The sequence below is a fragment of the Arthrobacter sp. LT660 genome, from assembly GCF_056172845.1.
The window spans coordinates 821,486-838,546 of sequence record NZ_CM149651.1 but is presented as its reverse complement, the minus strand read 5'-3'; the positions used below and the strand labels follow the sequence as shown (position 1 = coordinate 838,546).

Below are 17,061 nucleotides of genomic sequence, written 5' to 3'. Positions count from 1 at the left end.
TTGGTGTGGTTCGCCCGAACGCACGGCGACCGGCGACGTATTGCCCAAGACCTTAACTATGCACGCACGGCGTGGATCCCGCACATCCAGCAGACGGCATAAACCACGCGCCGCCAAAGCCCCCCGGTGTTCCGGGAACGGGGTGCCGGGCGCGATCGGCAGTAGATTGGTGGTGTCCAAATGTCCCGCGCGCCCGCCGCGCCCCACCGCCAGGAACCACGCCAGTGCACCTGAAGTCCCTTACCGTCCGCGGGTTCAAGTCTTTTGCCTCCGCCACGACATTCGACTTCGAGCCCGGTGTCACGGCGGTGGTCGGGCCGAACGGCTCCGGCAAGTCCAACGTTGTGGACGCCTTGGCGTGGGTCATGGGGGAGCAGGGCGCGAAGACGCTCCGCGGCGGAAAGATGGATGACGTCATCTTCGCCGGGACGTCGGGACGCCCCCCGCTGGGCCGGGCGCAGGTGTCCCTGACCATCGACAATGCCGACGGCACCCTGCCGATCGAGTATGCGGAGGTCACCATCACCCGGACGCTGTTCCGGACCGGTGGCTCTGAGTACGCCATCAACGGCTCCGCCTGCCGACTGCTTGACATCCAGGAGTTGCTCTCGGATTCCGGGCTCGGCCGCGAGATGCATGTCATCGTCGGCCAAGGGCAGCTGGACCGTATCCTCCACGCCACGGCCGACGACCGCCGCGGATTCATCGAGGAGGCCGCGGGCATCCTCAAACACCGCCGACGCAAGGAAAAGACGGTCCGCAAGCTGGAGGCCATGCAGGGGAACCTCAACAGGCTCCAGGACCTGACGGCCGAGGTACGGCGGCAACTGGCACCCTTGGGGCGCCAAGCCGAGGTGGCGCGCCGCGCGCAGGCCGTCCAATTCGAGGTCCGCGACGCCAGGGCGCGTCTGCTTGCCGACGATCTCGCGTCGCTGAACGAGGCGCTGGACCGGGACCTCGCCGAAGAAGAGGCCCTCAAAACACGCCAGACGGAGGTGGCCGGGCGGCTGGACGCGGCCCGCGGCGACCTGGCCGAACTCGAGCTGGCGGCGGGCCGCGCGACACCGGCCGTGAACGCGGCCCGCGACAACTGGTATCGGATCGACGCGGCCCGCGAACGCCTGAACTCCCTGGGTGCCTTGGCGTCCGAACGCGTTCGACTCTTGGGATCCGCCGAACCGCAATCGCCCGATCCGGTCCGGGATCCGGTCCGGGATCCGGACCGGCTGCGCGACCAGGCCGGACGGCTGGAGGAGGAACTCGCCTCCTTGGACGGTGAAACGGCCGCGCGGCGGGCGGACCTCGAGTCAGCGGTGGCCGGGCGTGCGGCCGCGGAGGAGTCCGCCATGGCCGAGGAGCGGCGCCTGACGACGTTGCTGCGCGCCGCCGCCGACCGGCGCGAGGGACTGGCCAGGCTTGCGGGTCACGTGGGCGCCGTCAGATCCCGCGTCGACTCGGCGGAGGGAGAACTCGGCAGGTTGCAGGCTGCACGCGAGGCCGTGGCGGCTCGGCGCCGCGCGGCGGAAGTGGAGTTCACCGTTCTCGAGCAGCGCGCCGCCGGCGTCGAAGAGGGCGAGGAAGGCCTGGACACCGACTTCGAGGAGGCGGAGAAGGAGCTCCGGGAGTTGGAATCCCTGCTCGATGACCTGCGCGCCCGCGGGCAGGGCGCCGAGGTCGAGCGCGGAGCCCTCGCGGCGCGGTTGGAGGCCTTGCGGTCCGGGCTGAGCCGACGCGACGCCACCGAGGACGTCCTGCGGAGCGCAACGCGTGGCATCGGAGGACGGATCTCGGCCGAACTCGTGGTGGCGCCCGGATACGAGACGGCCGTTGCGGCGGCCCTGGGCCAGCACGCCGAGGCGCTCACCGCCGAACACCTGGAGGCCGCCGGGGCGGTGCTTGGGTCCCTCCGTGACGACGACGGCGGCCGCGTCCACCTTTTGTTCGCAGACGCTCCAGCGCCTGCACCGCACGGTACCCGGCCGACGGCCCCGGCGCGGCCGTTGTTGGAATTCGTGACCTGCGATTCCCGGATGGCGAATGCCGTGGCGCGCCTGCTGGGCCGCACGGCCGTGGTGGACGACGCGGCGGCTGCCCCCGGCGTCGTCATCGCCGATCCCGAGTGGACGGTCGTGACGCGGGGTGGGGACGTCTTCTCGGCCGCCGGGGCGGCCGGTGGATCCGGAAGGGGGACCTCGCTGATCGAACAGCAGGCGGCCGTGGAGGACACCGAGGCGCGGCTGGCCGAAGCCGTCGCCGAGGTCGAACGCCTGCGCTTCGAGGCCGCGGAACTGGACGGTCGCGCAACCGCCGCACGCTCGCGGCGCGACGCCGCGCTGGCACGGCTGCACGAATCGGACGCCCGGATCTCGGCCGTGGCCGAGCGGCTCGGCGAGTTGGGATCCGTGCTGCGCCAGACCGACGGCGAGCGCGCGCGCCTTGCCGACCAGGCCGACGCTGCGGCGTCCGAAATCGCCCGGGGCCAGGAGGAACTGGCCGCGGCCATCGAGCGATTCGAAGCGGCGCGGCAGTCGCCCGTGGAGGAGGAACCGGCGACTGGCGAACGCGACGCACTGGCCGCAGCGGCAACCGCGGCGCGCCAGGGCGAACTCGAGGCACGGTTGGCGCTGCGGGCCACCGAGGACCAGGCGTCGGGCCTGCGCGGACGCATCGAATCGCTCCGACGGGCCGCGGACACCGAACGGCGTGCGCGCCGGGAGGCCGAGCGGCGCGCCGAGGTCCGGCGGGTGCAGGCGGCCCGCGCGGGTGCCGTCGGCGCCGGCGTCGTGCGGGCCCTGGCACACGTCGCGGTCTCGCTGGAGGCCGCGGCGGCCGAACGCGAGGCCGCCGAGGAGATCCGATCCGGCATCGAGGTCCGTTTGGCCGCCGCGCGGTCCGAAACGGAGGCCTTGGCCGCCGAATTCGCGCGGATGAAGGACGTGGTCCACCGCGACGAACTGGCCCGGGCACAGCAACGTTCGCGGATCGAGTCGCTGGAGAACCGTTCCATCGAGGAACTCGGCCTGTCCCCGGACCATCTTCTGGCCAACTACGGGCCGCACCGCCTCGTTCCCGCCCCTGTGGGTGGGGCGGACAAGTGGGCGTCGTTGCGGCAGAGGGTCGACGACGACGGGGAGGATCTTCCGGAGGCCGAAACCGGGACGCCGTTCGTCCGCGCCGAACAGGAGAAACGGCTGAAGCGGGCCGAACGGGATCTCGCTTCGCTGGGCAAGGTCAACCCGCTGGCCCTGGAGGAGTTCGCCGCGCTCGAGGACCGGCACGGCTTCCTCGCAACCCAACTGGAGGACCTCAAATCCAGCCGGAAGGACCTGCTCGACATCATCAAGGACGTCGACGAGCGCGTACAGCAGGTCTTCGGCGAGGCCTTCGCCGACACGGCCGCCCAGTTCGAGCGTGTTTTCGGCCGGTTGTTCCCGGGCGGCGAGGGCCGTCTGGTGCTGACCGACCCCGAGGACATGCTCGGCACGGGCATCGAGGTGGAGGCCCGCCCCGCGGGCAAGAAGATCAAGCGGCTCTCGCTGCTTTCGGGCGGGGAGAGGTCGCTGACCGCCGTCGCACTGCTGGTGGCGATCTTCAAGGCGAGGCCCTCGCCGTTCTATGTGATGGACGAGGTGGAGGCCGCTCTGGACGACACAAACCTCGGCAGGCTCATCACCGTCTTCGAAGAGCTGCGCGAAACCAGCCAGCTGATCGTCATCACCCACCAGAAGCGCACCATGGAGGTCGCCGACGCGCTGTATGGGGTGACGATGCGCGGCGACGGGGTTTCCACCGTGATCAGCCAGCGGTTGGAGCGCCCCGACGTGGTTCCCCGACCCGTCAAGACGGGGGACGGACGGCGGGGGTCGCCCGCGGCGGGGTCCTGAGCCAGGCCGCGGCGCCGGCGATGCCGATGAGGCCGGTCAACCCGAATGCGACGCCGTAGCCGAACTGGTCCGCCAACAGTCCCGCCACCACCGGACCGAGGATGGCGCCGGAGTCGGAGGCCATCTGGAAGGCGGCCAGCACCTTGCCGCCGTTGGCCTCCTGCCCCACGACGTCGGCGACGGCGGCCTGCTGGGCCGGGTTCATCATGCCGATCCCGGCACCGGCGACGATGGACAATGCGATGAACAGCGCGACGTTTTCCGTGAGGCCGATTCCGGCCATCGCCACCGATCCAACGCCGAGGCCGGCCATGATCGGGATCCGCCGTCCGTAGGAATCAGTCAGCCTTCCGGCGACAGTGAGCGCAGCGCCGTTGCCGACCGCGAACAGGGCCAGCGAGACACCGGCCCAGGCGATGCCGTTGTCGAACGCCTGGGCGGCGAAGAGGGGCACCAAGGCCACCCGCACGCCGAAGGTGGACCACCCGTTGGCGAATCCGGAAGCGAGGGCCGCCCGGAATACCGGGGATGCGAGGGCCTCCTTGAGCGGCATGGTGGGCCGGGTGTCTCGCCGGGGGCCGCGCCGGCCCCGCACGCCAAGGAGGGAGAAATAGACGATCGCCGCGGCCACCACCAAGGCGCCGCCGTAGATGAAAAAGGGGAGGCGGTATCCGAGGCCCGCGAGCAGGCCGCCGATGACCGGACCGGCGATGCTTCCGCTGAGGAAGGCGCCGGCGTAGTAGCCGGAGATCCTGCCCCGGATGGCCGGCGGCGCCAGGCGCGCCATGAGCGACATGGCCGAGACGGTGAACATCGTCGAGCCGATGCCACCAAGGGCGCGGAACACCAGTAGTTGCTGGTAGTCGGCCGCGAAGCCGCACAGGATCGTCGAGACCGCCACGGTCAGCACGCCGCCGACATAGACGAACGGTTCGCCGAGCTTGTCCGTGAGGCGTCCGCTCAGGGGCGCGAACGCCAGCCGCGTCATGGCGAAGACGCTGACGATGAACCCGGCTGCGGCAATGCCGACGTCGAAGCTGAGCGCGTACTGAGGCAGGATCGGCGCGATCAGTCCGAACCCGATGGCAATGACGAAGGCCGCGCCGATGAGGACCTTGATCTCGCCCGGAACGCGCGGGATCGGCTCCTGCGACACGGTGCGTGGGGGGTTCTTCATATCCCGACGATTCTAATGGGCGCCCACGGGAGGAGCGCGTCCGTGGATAAGCTGGGTGCGTGCCTACAGATCAGCTCATACTCATCGTTGTCGCCGTCGCCGTCTTCCTGGTGATCGGCGCCGGGGCGGCCTTCTTCCTGCGCGGTCGGAAGACGCCCCCCGGAACCTACCCCACGACCCGCGACGCAAACGATCCCCCCACCGGCGGCACGCTGGTCGAGGATCGCGAGGCACCGACCCCGGAACGCCCGGCGGAGGCCGAGGAGCCTGGTGGCCGAGAGGTGCCGTTCGAAGACCCGACGCTGGTCGAGGAGCCTGCCGGCGTCGAGACCGTTCCCGTCGACGTGCCCGCCCCCGTGCTGGGCCGCCTCGCCCGCCTGCGCGCCCGGTTGGCCAAGTCAAACAACGCCTTGGGCAAGGGCCTGCTGGCGTTGCTGTCCCGCGACGACATCGACGAGGACGTCTGGGACGAGATCGAGGAAACGCTGCTCATGGCTGACCTCGGCACCGCACCCACGCTTGAGCTCATCGACGCCCTGCGCGCGAGGGTCAAGGTGGAGGGCCACCGGGATCCCGAACAGGTTCGGCTGATGCTCCGCGAGGAACTGGTCAAACTCGTGGATCCCACCATGGAACGCTCTCTGGTTTCCACCCGCCAGGGCGCCCGGCCGAGCATTATCATGGTCGTCGGCGTCAACGGCGTGGGCAAGACCACCACCATAGGCAAGATCGCCCGCGTTCTCGTCGCGGAGGACAAGGACGTGCTGCTCGGGGCCGCCGACACGTTCCGCGCGGCCGCGGCCGAGCAGCTGGCCACCTGGGGGTCTCGCGTCGGGGTCCCCACCGTCAAGTCCGACGTCGATGGAGCGGATCCGGCCTCCGTCGCCTTCGAGGCGGTGCGGGCGGGCATCGAGCAGGAGGTCGACGTCGTCATGATCGACACCGCCGGGCGCCTGCAGAACAAGGTGGGCCTCATGGACGAGCTGGGGAAGATCAAGCGGGTGGTCGAGAAACAGGCCTCCGTCGACGAGGTGCTCCTGGTACTGGACGCCACCACCGGGCAAAACGGCCTGAACCAGGCACGCGTGTTCTCCGAGGTCGTCAACGTCACGGGGATCGTGCTGACCAAGCTGGACGGCACGGCCAAGGGCGGGATCGTTGTTGCGATCCAGCGCCAGCTGGGCGTCCCGGTCAAGCTGATCGGCCTGGGCGAGGGGCCGGACGACCTCGCGCCGTTCGACGCCGAGGACTTCGTCGACGCCTTGCTGGACTGAGGATCCGCGCCGGGGCAACCGGCGAAACCTGCGCGAAACACGGCGGCCACGTTCTTTTTACGTGGCCGCCGTCACCGTAACGCGGCCGAAACGGCGGCACGCGCCGGGCGAAACATGCCGACGACAACCTTGTGTAAAGGCGGGATACGACCCGCGTCGAATACACAGGAGGACGGACATGGATCTGACCGCAGGTCACGTCTGGATGATGGTATGCGCGGCCCTGGTGCTGCTCATGACCCCGGGACTGGCATTCTTCTACGGCGGCATGACCCGCGCCAAGGGTGTGCTGAACATGATGATGATGAGCTTCGCGGCGATCGGCATCGCCGGCGTCGTGTGGGTTCTTTGGGGCAACTCGATGGCCGGCGGCGGGGACAGCGTCGGCGGGCTCTTCGGAAACCCGTTCACTCAATTCGGCATGGAATCGCTGATCGGCACGGAGGACCTGATCGGTGCCGGCTACGGAGCCACGTTCGCCATCATCACCGTCGCACTCATCTCCGGTTCGATCGCGGACCGCGCGAAGTTCGGCGCCTGGACCGTGTTCGTTCCGATCTGGGTGACGCTCGTCTACGCGCCACTGGCCTTCTGGGTCTGGGGCGGCGGCCTGCTGAGCGCCGAGGGCGCCATCGGCGGCTGGGCCGGAGAGGCCATCGACTTCGCGGGCGGCACCGTGGTGCACATCAACGCCGGCGTTGCCGGCCTGGTCTTGGCCCTGATCCTCGGCCAGCGCAAGGGCTTTGGCCGCGACCCCGGCCAGCGCCCGCACAACATCCCGTTCGTGATGCTCGGTGCCGCGCTGCTGTGGTTCGGCTGGTTCGGCTTCAACGGCGGCGCCGCCGGCACCGCCGAGGAAGCCGGCCTGATCTGGATCAACACCCTGGTGGCACCCGCCGCCGCGATGCTCGCCTGGATCGCGACCGAACGCATCCGCGACGGGCGCCCCACATCGCTGGGCGCCGCCTCCGGCGTCGTGGCCGGTCTCGTGGCCATCACCCCGGCCTGCGCCAACGTCTCGCCGTCCGGCGCGATCGGGCTGGGGATCCTGGCTGGCGTCCTGTCGGCCCTCGCGGTCGGGTTGAAATACAAGTGGGGATATGACGATTCGCTCGACGTCGTCGGCGTCCACCTCGTCTCCGGCCTGGTGGGGACCCTGGCCCTCGGCTTCATCGCGCTTCCGGCCGAGGGCGCCGGCGGAGGCCTCTTCTACGGCGGCGGCCCCGCGCAGCTGGGGGCGCAGACCGTCGCTGCCGTCGTGTCGATCGCCTTCACCGCGGTCATGACCCTGATCATCGGATTGGCCATCCACAAGACCATGGGTTTCCGCATCGACGCGGAGGACGAGTCCACGGGCGTCGACCTCACCCAACATGCCGAGACCGGATACGAGTTCGGTGGGCTGGGGACCTCCTCCGGCACCTTTGTTCCGCATCCGGCGACCTCCGGCCACCTGAAGTCGCACCAGAAGGAAGTGACCAACGCATGAAACTCGTAACGGCAATCGTTCGTCCGGACAAGCTGGACGCCATCCGCGGCGCGCTCGAAAGCTACGGCGTCCAGGGACTCACCATCAGCCAGGCCAGTGGCTACGGACGGCAGCGTGGACACACCGAGGTCTACCGCGGAGCCGAGTACACCGTGGACCTGCTTCCCAAGGTGCGGGTGGAGGTTTTGGTCAGCGACGAGTGGGCGGGTGACATCGTCGATGTCCTGGTCGCGACCGCCAACACCGGCCGGGCCGGGGACGGCAAGGTCTGGGTCGTCGGCGTCGAGGACACGGTCCGTGTCCGGACGGGTGAGCGCGGGGACGCGGCCCTTTAGCCGCCCGCACCGACGGCGGGCAAGCAGGTGGGGAACGACGGCGGGTCCGTCACCGGTGGAACGGTGGCGGACCCGCCGTCGTCGTGTGCCGACTCAACCTGCGGTGGGCTTGCCTCCCTGAGCCGGCGGCGGCGCACTGGTGGCCCAGGAATCGGGCCCGTCGGAGCCGGCCGGGTACGTCTCCAGCGGCACCTCGTCGGCGGCCCAGGCGGCGAGGACCGGCTCGACGATGCGCCAGCACTCCTCGGCGGTGTCCCCGCGCACCGAGAGCGTCGCATCGCCGGACAGGACCCCGAGCAGGACCTCGCCGTAGGGCAACAGGTCCGGACTGTTGAGCTCGGCGGTGAGATCGATCCGGTCCAACGTGAACAGGTCGCCGGGGCCGTTGACGTCCAGTTCCAGGTCCAGGGTGTCTGGTCCGAAACCGATCCGCAGGCGCGTCGGGAAGTCGCAGCCCTTGAAGCCACCCGGAAGGTGGGCGACGGGTTTGAAGGTGATGACGGCCTCCTTGCGCTTGCGGCCCAGTGCCTTGCCCGAACGGAGGATGAACGGAACCCCGGCCCAGCGCGCGTTGTTGATCCGGACCTCGATCTCGGCGAGGGTCTCCGTGCCGCGGGCGGGATCCACCCCGTCTTCGGCGACGTAGTCGGGGATGGAGCGGTCGCCGCTGGTTCCGGCCGTGTAGACGGCGCGGCGGGTGCTGTTGGCGAAGTCCTCCGGCACGGCGGCTGCGCGCAGCACGGAACCTATGTGGTCCCGCAGGTCGCGCTCACCCAGGGTGGCCGGCGCGTTGAGCGTCAGCAGCGCGAGGATCTGCAGCAGGTGGGACTGGATCATGTCCCGCAGCGCGCCCGCCTTGTCGTAGTAGCCCGCGCGGCCCTCCAAGGCGAGTTCCTCGTCGTAGAAAATCTCCATTTTCGCCACGTGCTCGTTGCTGAACAGCGGCTCCAGGAAGCGGTTCGCGAAGCGCAGGCCGAGGATGTTGAAGACCGTTGCCTTGCCGCGGAAGTGGTCGACTCGGTGGATGTTTCCCTCGGGCACCAGTCGGGTCAGCGTGGCTGTCAGTTCCCTGGCCGATGCCGCGCTGGAGCCGAAGGGCTTCTCCATCACGAACGACGTCCCCGCCGGGACCTCCTCCGGCCGGAGCACCTCGCAGGCCCGCTGGCTCACCGCCGGGGGCAGCGCGAAGTAGACCGCGACGGGCCCCTCCAACTCGGCGAGCAGACCCGCGAGTTCCCCGGGCGCCGTCACGTCCAGCGCCCGGTAGCTGCTACCGGCCGCCATCCGGTCGAGGTCCCGGGCGCCGTCGTCGTGCGCCTTGGCCTTGGCCTCGCCGAAGGTTTCAGCGACGCGGTCGGCCCAGTCCTCCGCCGTGAAGTCAGGCGAGCCCGCTGCGGCCAGCGCCGTATCGGGAACGCGGCCGGTCGCGACGAGGCGCGCCAGGCCGGGCAGCAACAGCCGACCGGTCAGGTCGCCCGAGGCGCCGAGGATGAGAAGTGTTTGGACCTTGGGGTTCTGTTCCTCGCTCACAATCTCCACCTTGCCACTCTTTGGGATCGAATGCCTGCCGAACTTGGTAGCCTTGCATGTTGAGTCCGGCGGGTGTTTCCCGCAGTACCGCCAACCGAAAGAAGTGCACGGCACGTGTTCAATTCACTCTCCGACCGCCTCACAGCGACGTTCAAGAACCTGCGCGGCAAGGGCCGGCTGTCCGAGGCCGACGTCGACGGCACCGTCCGCGAGATCCGCCGTGCCCTGCTCGACGCCGACGTGGCCGTCCCCGTGGTCCGGGAGTTCGCCGCCCACGTCAAGGAACGTGCGCTGGGCCTGGAGGTCAGCCAGTCGCTGAACCCCGGGCAGCAGGTCGTGAAGATCGTCAACGACGAGCTCGTGCGCATCCTCGGTGGGGAGACCCGGCGCCTGAACCTGGCGAAGAACCCGCCGACCGTCATCATGCTGGCCGGCCTCCAGGGCGCCGGCAAGACCACGCTGGCCGGCAAGCTGGCCAAGCACCTCAAGTCCCAGGGGCACGCGCCCCTGCTGGTGGCCTGCGACCTGCAGCGACCCAACGCCGTCAAGCAGCTGCAGGTCAACGGCCAGCGCGCGGGCGTGCCTGTGTACGCGCCGCACCCGGGTGTGAGTTCCGAATTCGAGTCCGCCACGGGCGACCCGGTTTCGGTGGCCCGCGACGGCGTCGCCGAGGCGCGCGCGAAACTGCACGACGTCGTCATTGTCGACACCGCCGGACGCCTCGGCATCGACGAGGAACTGATGCGCCAGGCCGCCGACATCCGTGCGGCGGTCAACCCGGACGAGGTCCTGTTCGTCATCGACGCGATGATCGGCCAAGACGCGGTCAACACGGCCCAGGCGTTCAACGAGGGCGTCAACTTCACCGGCGTCGTGCTCTCGAAGCTCGACGGCGACGCGCGCGGCGGCGCGGCGCTGTCCGTCGCGTCCATCACCGGCAAGCCCGTCATGTTCGCCTCCACGGGCGAATCCCTGGACGACTTCGAGGTCTTCCACCCGGACCGCATGGCCAGCAGGATCCTGGACATGGGTGACGTCCTCACGCTCATCGAGCAGGCGGAGAAGTCCTGGGACAAGGACGAGGCAGAGCGGATGGCGAAGAAGTTCGCCGACCGGGAGGACTTCACGCTCGAGGACTTCCTCGCGCAGATGCAGCAGATCAAGAAGATGGGCTCGCTCAAGAAGATGCTCACCATGATGCCCGGCGCCCAGGTGTCGCGGCAGCAGTTGGAGCAGTTCGACGAGCGCCAGATCGACCGCATCGAGGCGATCGTGAGGTCGATGACCATGCACGAGCGCATGGCGCCGAAGATCATCAACGGTTCGCGCCGCGCCCGCATCGCCAAGGGCTCCGGCGTCCAGGTCTCGGAGGTCAACCAGATGCTGGAGCGCTTCGCCGAGGCGCAGAAGATGATGAAGCGGATGGCCGCCGGCGGCGGAATGCCCGGCATGCCCGGCGCCCCGGGGCGCGGCCGCAAGTCGTCGGCCAAGGGCGGGAACAAGAAGAAGCAGCAGAAGTTCGGCAATCCGGCCAAGGCCGCGCAGGCGGAACTCGAGTCCAAGAACCGCAAGCCCGCGCCGACGGGGGCGGCTTTCGGCGGACAGGCGACCGACCAGGACTTCGATCCGGCCAGCCTGAACCTGCCCAAGGGCTTCGACAAGTTCCTCGGGAAGTAGCCCCCACGTGGCGGGGCTGCAGGCACTCGACGGCTTCCTGAGCGCGCGCTGGCGCCACCGGGTAGCGGCGCACGTGCTCCTGCGGCGGCGCGACGGCGCGGTTCTGCTGATCCGGACACCCGACGGCTGGTCCCTTCCCGGGGGAGCGGTTCGCGCCGACGAGTCCCCGCGGGAGACCGTCGGGGCGGGCCTGCGGCGGCTCGCCTTGGAGGCGACTGTCGGCCGGCTCCTCGCGCAGGACTTCCGCCGGGCGGACGGCGGCGGTTCGGAGAACCTGCTGTACGACGGCGGATCGTGGGCCACGGACGCCGACGGCTTCACGGCCGACGGCGGAACGCTCACCGCCCGCTTCATGGGTCCGGACGGCCTGGGGGAGTGGCTGGGTTCGGACCAGGCCGCGTTGGCCGCTGCCGGCCTGAGCGCGCTCGAACTGGGCTCCGTGGCCGAATTGGAGGACGGAAGGGAGGCCACGCCCGCTTCCGCTCCCGGCAACATCGTTCCTCCGCGGGCACTAATGCCCTCCCTGCCGGAGACGTCCCCCGTCCTGTCCGCCCGCTGACCGCCACCGGAGCGGCGGTTCGCGGCCGGCGGGAACCTCTGGCATAATGGCAGGGTACTTGATCGGCGCGGCCCCTCTCTCCGCGTGCGCATCTCGTCCCCTGAACCCACGAGTACGGCCCGCCCCACGGGTGCAGAAACACGGGTTCGCCCTTTGTTGAGAAACAGGAGTGACCACTACAGTGGCCGTTAAGATTCGACTCAAGCGCTTCGGCAAGATGCGCGCCCCGTTCTACCGCATCGTCATCATGGACTCCCGCGCCAAGCGCGACGGCCGTGCCATCGAGGAGATCGGCAAGTACCACCCCACCGAGGAGCCCTCGTTCATCGAGGTCAACTCCGAGCGGGCCCAGTACTGGCTGTCCGTCGGCGCCCAGCCGACCGAGCAGGTTGCCGCGATCCTGAAGATCACGGGCGACTGGCAGAAGTACAAGGGCATCGAGGGCCAGGAGGGCACCTTGCGCACCAAGGCGCCCAAGGAAGCCTTCGTGGTCCCGGAGAAGGGTTCCGTCATCCTGCCGGAGGCCATCACCAAGAAGGCCGAGAAGACCGAGGCCCCGGCCGCGGAAGCCGAAACCACCGAGGCCGAGTAGCAATGCTCGCCGAGGCTCTCGATCACCTGGTGCGCGGCATCGTCGACTCCCCGGAGGACGTCGCCGTCGCATTGAAGGGGAACCGCCGCGGTGACATCCTCGAAGTCCGGGTCCACCCGGACGACCTCGGTCGCGTGATCGGCAGGCAGGGGCGCACGGCAAAATCGTTGCGCACCGTCGTGGCCGCACTGGCCGACGGCGAGCCGGTGCGGGTCGATGTCGTCGACACCGACCGCCGGCGCCCCTAGGTAGCAGAGCCGCGGCGCCACCGCGCCGCATGCTGGCCCCGTACCGTTCGCGGTGCGGGGCCAGCGCGTTTAAGCCGTGTCGCCCAGCGGGCCGGCGCCCCCATTAGGATCAATTGCGGAACCGTCCACGAAGGAGACACCATGCGCCTGCAGGTCGCACGTATTGGCAAGCCCCACGGCATCAAGGGCGAGGTCACCGCCCAGGTAATGACAGATTCGCCCGATGAGCGCTTCGCGCCCGGCACGGTGTTCGAGGTGGAGCCCGACAGCGTGGGGCCGCTGACCGTCGAGGGCGCCCGGTGGAACAAGGACATCCTCCTGCTGGCCTTCGAGGAAGCCTTGGACCGGAACGCGGCCGAGACGCTCCGCGGGGCCAAGCTGTTCGTCGAAACCGACGACGCCGAAGCGGACGAGGACGACTCCGACGCGTGGTACGAGCACGAGCTGGAAGGCCTGGAGGTCCGCGTCGGGGACGACGTGGTCGGCAAGGTCACCGGGTTGCGTACCCAGACGGTACAGGACCTGCTGATCGTGGTGCTCGAGGACGGTAGCGAGGTCCTGGTGCCGTTTGTCGAAGCCATCGTCCCCGAGGTCGATGTCGCCGGGGGCTTCATCGTGGTCACCCCGCCCCCGGGACTGCTCGGATTGAACTCGGACGACGACGGCGCGGGCGGCGGCCGCTAACAGTGCGCATCGACGTCGTCAGCATCTTTCCCGAATACCTCGCAGCACTGGACCTGTCGCTGATAGGAAAGGCGCGGCGGGAATCCCTCCTGGACCTGCGGGTCCACGACCTGCGGGACCACACGTCCGACCGCCACCGCACAGTGGACGACACTCCGTACGGCGGCGGGGCCGGCATGGTGATGAAACCGGAACCGTGGGGGTCCGCCCTGTCCGGCATCGCCGCGTCCTCCGGCTCGTCCGGGGAAAGGCCGATGCTCATTGTCCCTTCTCCGGCCGGCGCCGTCTTCGACCAGGCGATGGCCCACGAACTGGCCGAGAGGCGGCATCTGGTGTTCGCGTGCGGCCGCTACGAGGGCATCGACGAACGCGTGCTCGAGTGGGCCGTGGAGGCTTTCGAGGTCCGTCCGGTGAGCTTGGGCGACTACGTGCTCAACGGCGGCGAGGTGGCCGTGCTGGCCATGGTGGAGGCCGTGGGGCGGCTGATCCCCGGCGTCGTCGGCAACCCCGAGTCGCTCGTGGAGGAGTCCCATTCGGATGGCCTGCTCGAATACCCGGTCTACACCAAGCCCGCCCAGTGGCAGGGACGCTCCGTCCCGGAGGTCCTGCTGGGTGGGAACCACGGGAAGATCGCGCGATTCCGCCGTAACGAGCAGCTCGAACGCACCGCGCGCCGGCGGCCGGACCTCATCCTCGGGCTGGACCCGGCGACACTGAACCGGCACGACCGGGACACCCTGTGGCATGCGGGGTTCGCCGTCGACGGCGGGCGGATCGTCGCCAAGGTCCCGTCCACGGCGAACCCGGTCGGCGACGGATCGGAACAGCCAGCCAATTAGCGGCCCCGCACGGCATGTGGCAGAATTATGTCCTGTGCCTACTGGGCCCTCTCCTGCCGCAGGGGGAGAGCGCCAACAGTCAGGCCAATCGGCGTCCGATTCCGGAAGCGCCGGTACATCATCTTCGGTCGCAGGTCATCGGCACCCCCGTGGTGCCGGCCCCGCGACCGTGTCGACGGTGGGTGACCTGCGGCGTCCACCCAAGGAGTAGCATCCAATGCAGATCCTAGATTCAGTCAACGCGGCCTCGCTGCGCACAGACGTCCCCGCGTTCCGCGCGGGCGACACGCTCAAGGTCCACGTCAACATCGTCGAGGGCAAGAACTCCCGTATCCAGGTGTTCCAGGGCTTCGTGCTCGGCCGCCAGGGCGCGGGCGTCGGCGAGACCTTCACGGTCCGCAAGGTCTCCTTCGGCGTCGGCGTGGAGCGCACGTTCCCCGTGCACTCCCCGATCATCGAGAAGATCGAGGTCCTGGCCAAGGGCGACGTCCGCCGCGCCAAGCTGTACTACATGCGCGATCGCCACGGCAAGGCCGCGAAGATCAAGGAAAAGCGCGACTTCGGCACCTCCAAGTAGCCGTAGCCCTGTTCGCGGCGTTCCTGACGGACGCGGCGCATGATCTTGCCCGAAGGATCCACCTTGAGTGATTCGCCGCAAGAGCGCACGAAGCGCCAGTCCCGTTCGCGGGGCTGGCGCTTCGTCGTGTGGGTGCTCGCGGCCGCGGCACTCCTGGCGATAGTGGTCCGCGCGGCTTTTGTGGACTTCTACTACATCGGCAGCGGTTCCATGCGCCCGTCATTGGAGGAGGGGGACGGCCTCCTGGTCAGTCGCACGGCGTATCTCTCCAATCCGCCGGCCCGGGGCGACGTCGTCGTCTTCGACGGACGCGGATCGCTGTTGCCCTACGACCGCGACAACGCGGCGGGGTCGCTCCTCCGCGCCCTTCGGCTGGCGGGGGACGACGCCGTGTTCGTCAAGCGTGTCATGGCCGTTGGCGGGGACACCATAAGCTGTTGTGACGACGACGGGGCCCTGGTCCTCAATGGCGCCGCCCTGGATGAGCCGTATCTGTCCGCCGGGGAACCCCCGAGCGAACAGCGTTACAGTGTGGCGGTCCCCGAGGGACGGATCTGGGTCATGGGGGACAACCGCTCGGACTCGACCGACTCGCGGGCCCTGCTCGGCGCTCCCGGCGGTGGGATGATTCCGGAGGACCGCGTTATCGGACGCGTGGACCGTATCGTGTGGCCGCCGGAACGCTCCGGACCACTTCAGAGGGAAGGCACCCAGTGAACGAGCAGGAATCCGATAGCCGGGAGGACGGGCCCTCCGGGCCGACCGCCGGCGAGCGGGCGTGGGGTTGGCTCAAGGAGGTCCTGATCGTCATCGGCATCGCGCTGGTGTTGTCCTTCGTGATCAAGACGTTTTTCTTCCGCGCGTTCTACATTCCCTCCGGCTCCATGGAACCGACCCTCGAGATCGACGACCGCATCTTCGTCAACCTCATGGTTCCGGGACCCTTCGACCTGACCCGCGGCGACGTCGTCGTGTTTCGCGACGACCAGGACTGGCTCGGCGAGACGCTCCCGATGCCCACCGACCCCGTCACGAACTTTCTGGCGTTCGTGGGACTGGTGCCCGATTCCACCGACCAGCATCTGGTCAAGCGCGTGATCGGTCTACCCGGCGACACGGTCCAGTGCTGCGGGTCCGATGGCCGGCTCAGCGTGAACGGCGAGCCGGTGACGGAGCCCTACATTTGGCCCGGCGCGGCTCCATCGGACGAGGAATTCAAGGTGAACGTACCCGAGGGAAAGCTGTGGGTCATGGGCGACCACCGCGACGCTTCCGCGGATTCGCGTTTCCACCGCGATGCGCAGGGCGGTTTCGTCGATGTGGAGACGGTCGAGGGCAAGGCTTCGGTCATCGCGTGGCCGCTGAATCGGGCGGGTGTCGTTGACGGGGAGCACGAGGTGTTCAACACCGTGCCCGACGACGCCGGTGCGTCCGGGGCGGGCAAGTAGCCTCCATGCCACGTGCCAGCACCAAGGCGAAGGTCGGGCAACGCCCCGCCGCGCCGGATCTGGGAACCGAACTCGGCCTCGCGGTCGGGGGAGCCCGCCTCGTGGGTGGCTGCGACGAGGTCGGCCGGGGTTCCCTGGCCGGACCTGTCACCGTCGGCATGGTGGTCGTGGATCCCCTCCTGTCCGGCACGATTCCGGGGGTGCGCGACAGTAAGCTGCTGACCGCCGCCGCGCGGGAGGAACTCGTCCCCCACATCCGCTCGTGGGCTGCCGGTTGGGGCGTCGGCCACGCGTCCGCCGGTGAGATCGATGAGTTTGGGCTCGTGGCCGCGCTGCGCTTGGCCGGCACCAGGGCCTGGCAGGCCGCTTCCCTGGTGGCGCGCCCCGACGTCGTGCTCCTCGACGGCAACCAGGACTGGTTGGGGAACCGGCCGCAGGAGGCACTCTTCGCCGGGGCCGGCATCGCGCCACAAACCCGCGTAGCCCCGGGCGGCGTCGACGTCCCGGTGACGCTTCGCGTCAAGGCCGACCTCGCCTGCCTGTCCGTCGCGGCCGCCAGCGTTCTGGCCAAGGTGGAGCGGGACGCGCTGATGTCCGCGTACGACGCCGAATGCCCCGGGTTCGGGTGGTCGCGGAACAAGGGCTACGGGACGCTCGCGCACCGGGCGGCGATCCGTGCGCGGGGCCCCAGCCACCACCACCGGCGAAGTTGGCGGCTCACGGACACCGGTCAGGGACAATAGACTTC

Annotated in this window: 16 protein-coding genes; 14 read left to right on the top strand and 2 right to left on the bottom strand. The window is 69.4% G+C overall.

What is annotated here, in order from left to right; genetic code table 11:
• Positions 1-224: 224 nt before the first annotated feature.
• The gene (smc, locus tag AC0QSG_RS03895) at positions 225-3,884 is read left to right on the top strand and encodes a chromosome segregation protein SMC (protein ID WP_475376708.1); all 3,660 of its coding nucleotides are present in this window, start codon (positions 225-227) and stop codon (positions 3,882-3,884) included.
• On the opposite strand, the gene AC0QSG_RS03890 is transcribed toward smc, so the two are convergent.
• Positions 3,838-5,061, bottom strand: a complete 1,224-nt coding sequence (locus AC0QSG_RS03890; RefSeq protein WP_435726813.1) for an MFS transporter — start codon at positions 5,059-5,061, stop codon at positions 3,838-3,840. The two genes, smc and AC0QSG_RS03890, sit on opposite strands and share 47 nt — an antisense overlap.
• A 59-nt stretch (positions 5,062-5,120) precedes the next feature.
• Here AC0QSG_RS03890 and ftsY point away from each other — a divergent pair, with 59 nt between their 5' ends.
• From ftsY to AC0QSG_RS03875, 3 genes are all read left to right on the top strand, one after another.
• Positions 5,121-6,335 carry a signal recognition particle-docking protein FtsY gene (gene ftsY / locus AC0QSG_RS03885; RefSeq protein WP_435726815.1) on the top strand — a complete coding sequence of 405 codons (1,215 nt, stop codon included), beginning with the start codon at positions 5,121-5,123 and terminating at the stop codon, positions 6,333-6,335.
• A 178-nt stretch (positions 6,336-6,513) separates the two neighbouring features.
• The gene (locus AC0QSG_RS03880) at positions 6,514-7,824 is read left to right on the top strand and encodes an ammonium transporter (protein ID WP_435726817.1); all 1,311 of its coding nucleotides are present in this window, start codon (positions 6,514-6,516) and stop codon (positions 7,822-7,824) included.
• Positions 7,821-8,159, top strand: a complete 339-nt coding sequence (locus AC0QSG_RS03875; protein WP_435726818.1) for a P-II family nitrogen regulator — start codon at positions 7,821-7,823, stop codon at positions 8,157-8,159. The genes AC0QSG_RS03880 and AC0QSG_RS03875 overlap by 4 nt, the downstream gene beginning before the upstream one ends.
• Positions 8,160-8,252: 93 nt before the next feature.
• Here the strand turns inward: AC0QSG_RS03875 and AC0QSG_RS03870 are convergent, their stop codons facing one another.
• Positions 8,253-9,698 carry a glucose-6-phosphate dehydrogenase gene (locus AC0QSG_RS03870; RefSeq protein ID WP_475376707.1) on the bottom strand — a complete coding sequence of 482 codons (1,446 nt, stop codon included), beginning with the start codon at positions 9,696-9,698 and terminating at the stop codon, positions 8,253-8,255.
• A gap of 105 nt (positions 9,699-9,803) precedes the next feature.
• Between AC0QSG_RS03870 and ffh the strand changes: the two genes are divergently transcribed.
• From ffh to AC0QSG_RS03820, 10 genes are all read left to right on the top strand, one after another.
• Entirely contained in the window at positions 9,804-11,366 is a 1,563-nt protein-coding gene (gene ffh, locus AC0QSG_RS03865) for a signal recognition particle protein (RefSeq protein ID WP_435726820.1), read from the top strand.
• Positions 11,367-11,373: 7 nt separating this feature from the next.
• A complete protein-coding gene (locus AC0QSG_RS03860; RefSeq protein WP_435726822.1) occupies positions 11,374-11,925 on the top strand; it encodes an NUDIX domain-containing protein in 552 nt (183 codons plus the stop codon).
• A gap of 181 nt (positions 11,926-12,106) precedes the next feature.
• A complete protein-coding gene (gene rpsP / locus AC0QSG_RS03855) occupies positions 12,107-12,517 on the top strand; it encodes a 30S ribosomal protein S16 (protein WP_475377268.1) in 411 nt (136 codons plus the stop codon).
• A 2-nt stretch (positions 12,518-12,519) separates the two neighbouring features.
• Entirely contained in the window at positions 12,520-12,765 is a 246-nt protein-coding gene (locus tag AC0QSG_RS03850; protein WP_435726826.1) for an RNA-binding protein, read from the top strand.
• Between the two features lie 141 nt (positions 12,766-12,906).
• Positions 12,907-13,449 carry a ribosome maturation factor RimM gene (gene rimM, locus AC0QSG_RS03845; protein ID WP_475376706.1) on the top strand — a complete coding sequence of 181 codons (543 nt, stop codon included), beginning with the start codon at positions 12,907-12,909 and terminating at the stop codon, positions 13,447-13,449.
• 2 nt (positions 13,450-13,451) lie between these two features.
• On the top strand, positions 13,452-14,288 hold the full coding sequence (gene trmD / locus AC0QSG_RS03840; protein WP_435726828.1) for a tRNA (guanosine(37)-N1)-methyltransferase TrmD: 837 nt from the start codon (positions 13,452-13,454) through the stop codon (positions 14,286-14,288).
• Between the two features lie 217 nt (positions 14,289-14,505).
• On the top strand, positions 14,506-14,865 hold the full coding sequence (rplS, locus tag AC0QSG_RS03835; RefSeq protein ID WP_435726830.1) for a 50S ribosomal protein L19: 360 nt from the start codon (positions 14,506-14,508) through the stop codon (positions 14,863-14,865).
• A gap of 63 nt (positions 14,866-14,928) precedes the next feature.
• Positions 14,929-15,582, top strand: coding sequence for a signal peptidase I (gene lepB, locus AC0QSG_RS03830; RefSeq protein ID WP_475376705.1), 654 nt, complete (start codon positions 14,929-14,931; stop codon positions 15,580-15,582).
• A complete protein-coding gene (gene lepB / locus AC0QSG_RS03825; RefSeq protein WP_475376704.1) occupies positions 15,579-16,313 on the top strand; it encodes a signal peptidase I in 735 nt (244 codons plus the stop codon). The genes lepB (AC0QSG_RS03830) and lepB (AC0QSG_RS03825) overlap by 4 nt, the downstream gene beginning before the upstream one ends.
• A gap of 5 nt (positions 16,314-16,318) precedes the next feature.
• Positions 16,319-17,056, top strand: coding sequence for a ribonuclease HII (locus tag AC0QSG_RS03820; RefSeq protein ID WP_475376703.1), 738 nt, complete (start codon positions 16,319-16,321; stop codon positions 17,054-17,056).
• The last annotated feature ends 5 nt before the right edge of the window (positions 17,057-17,061 follow it).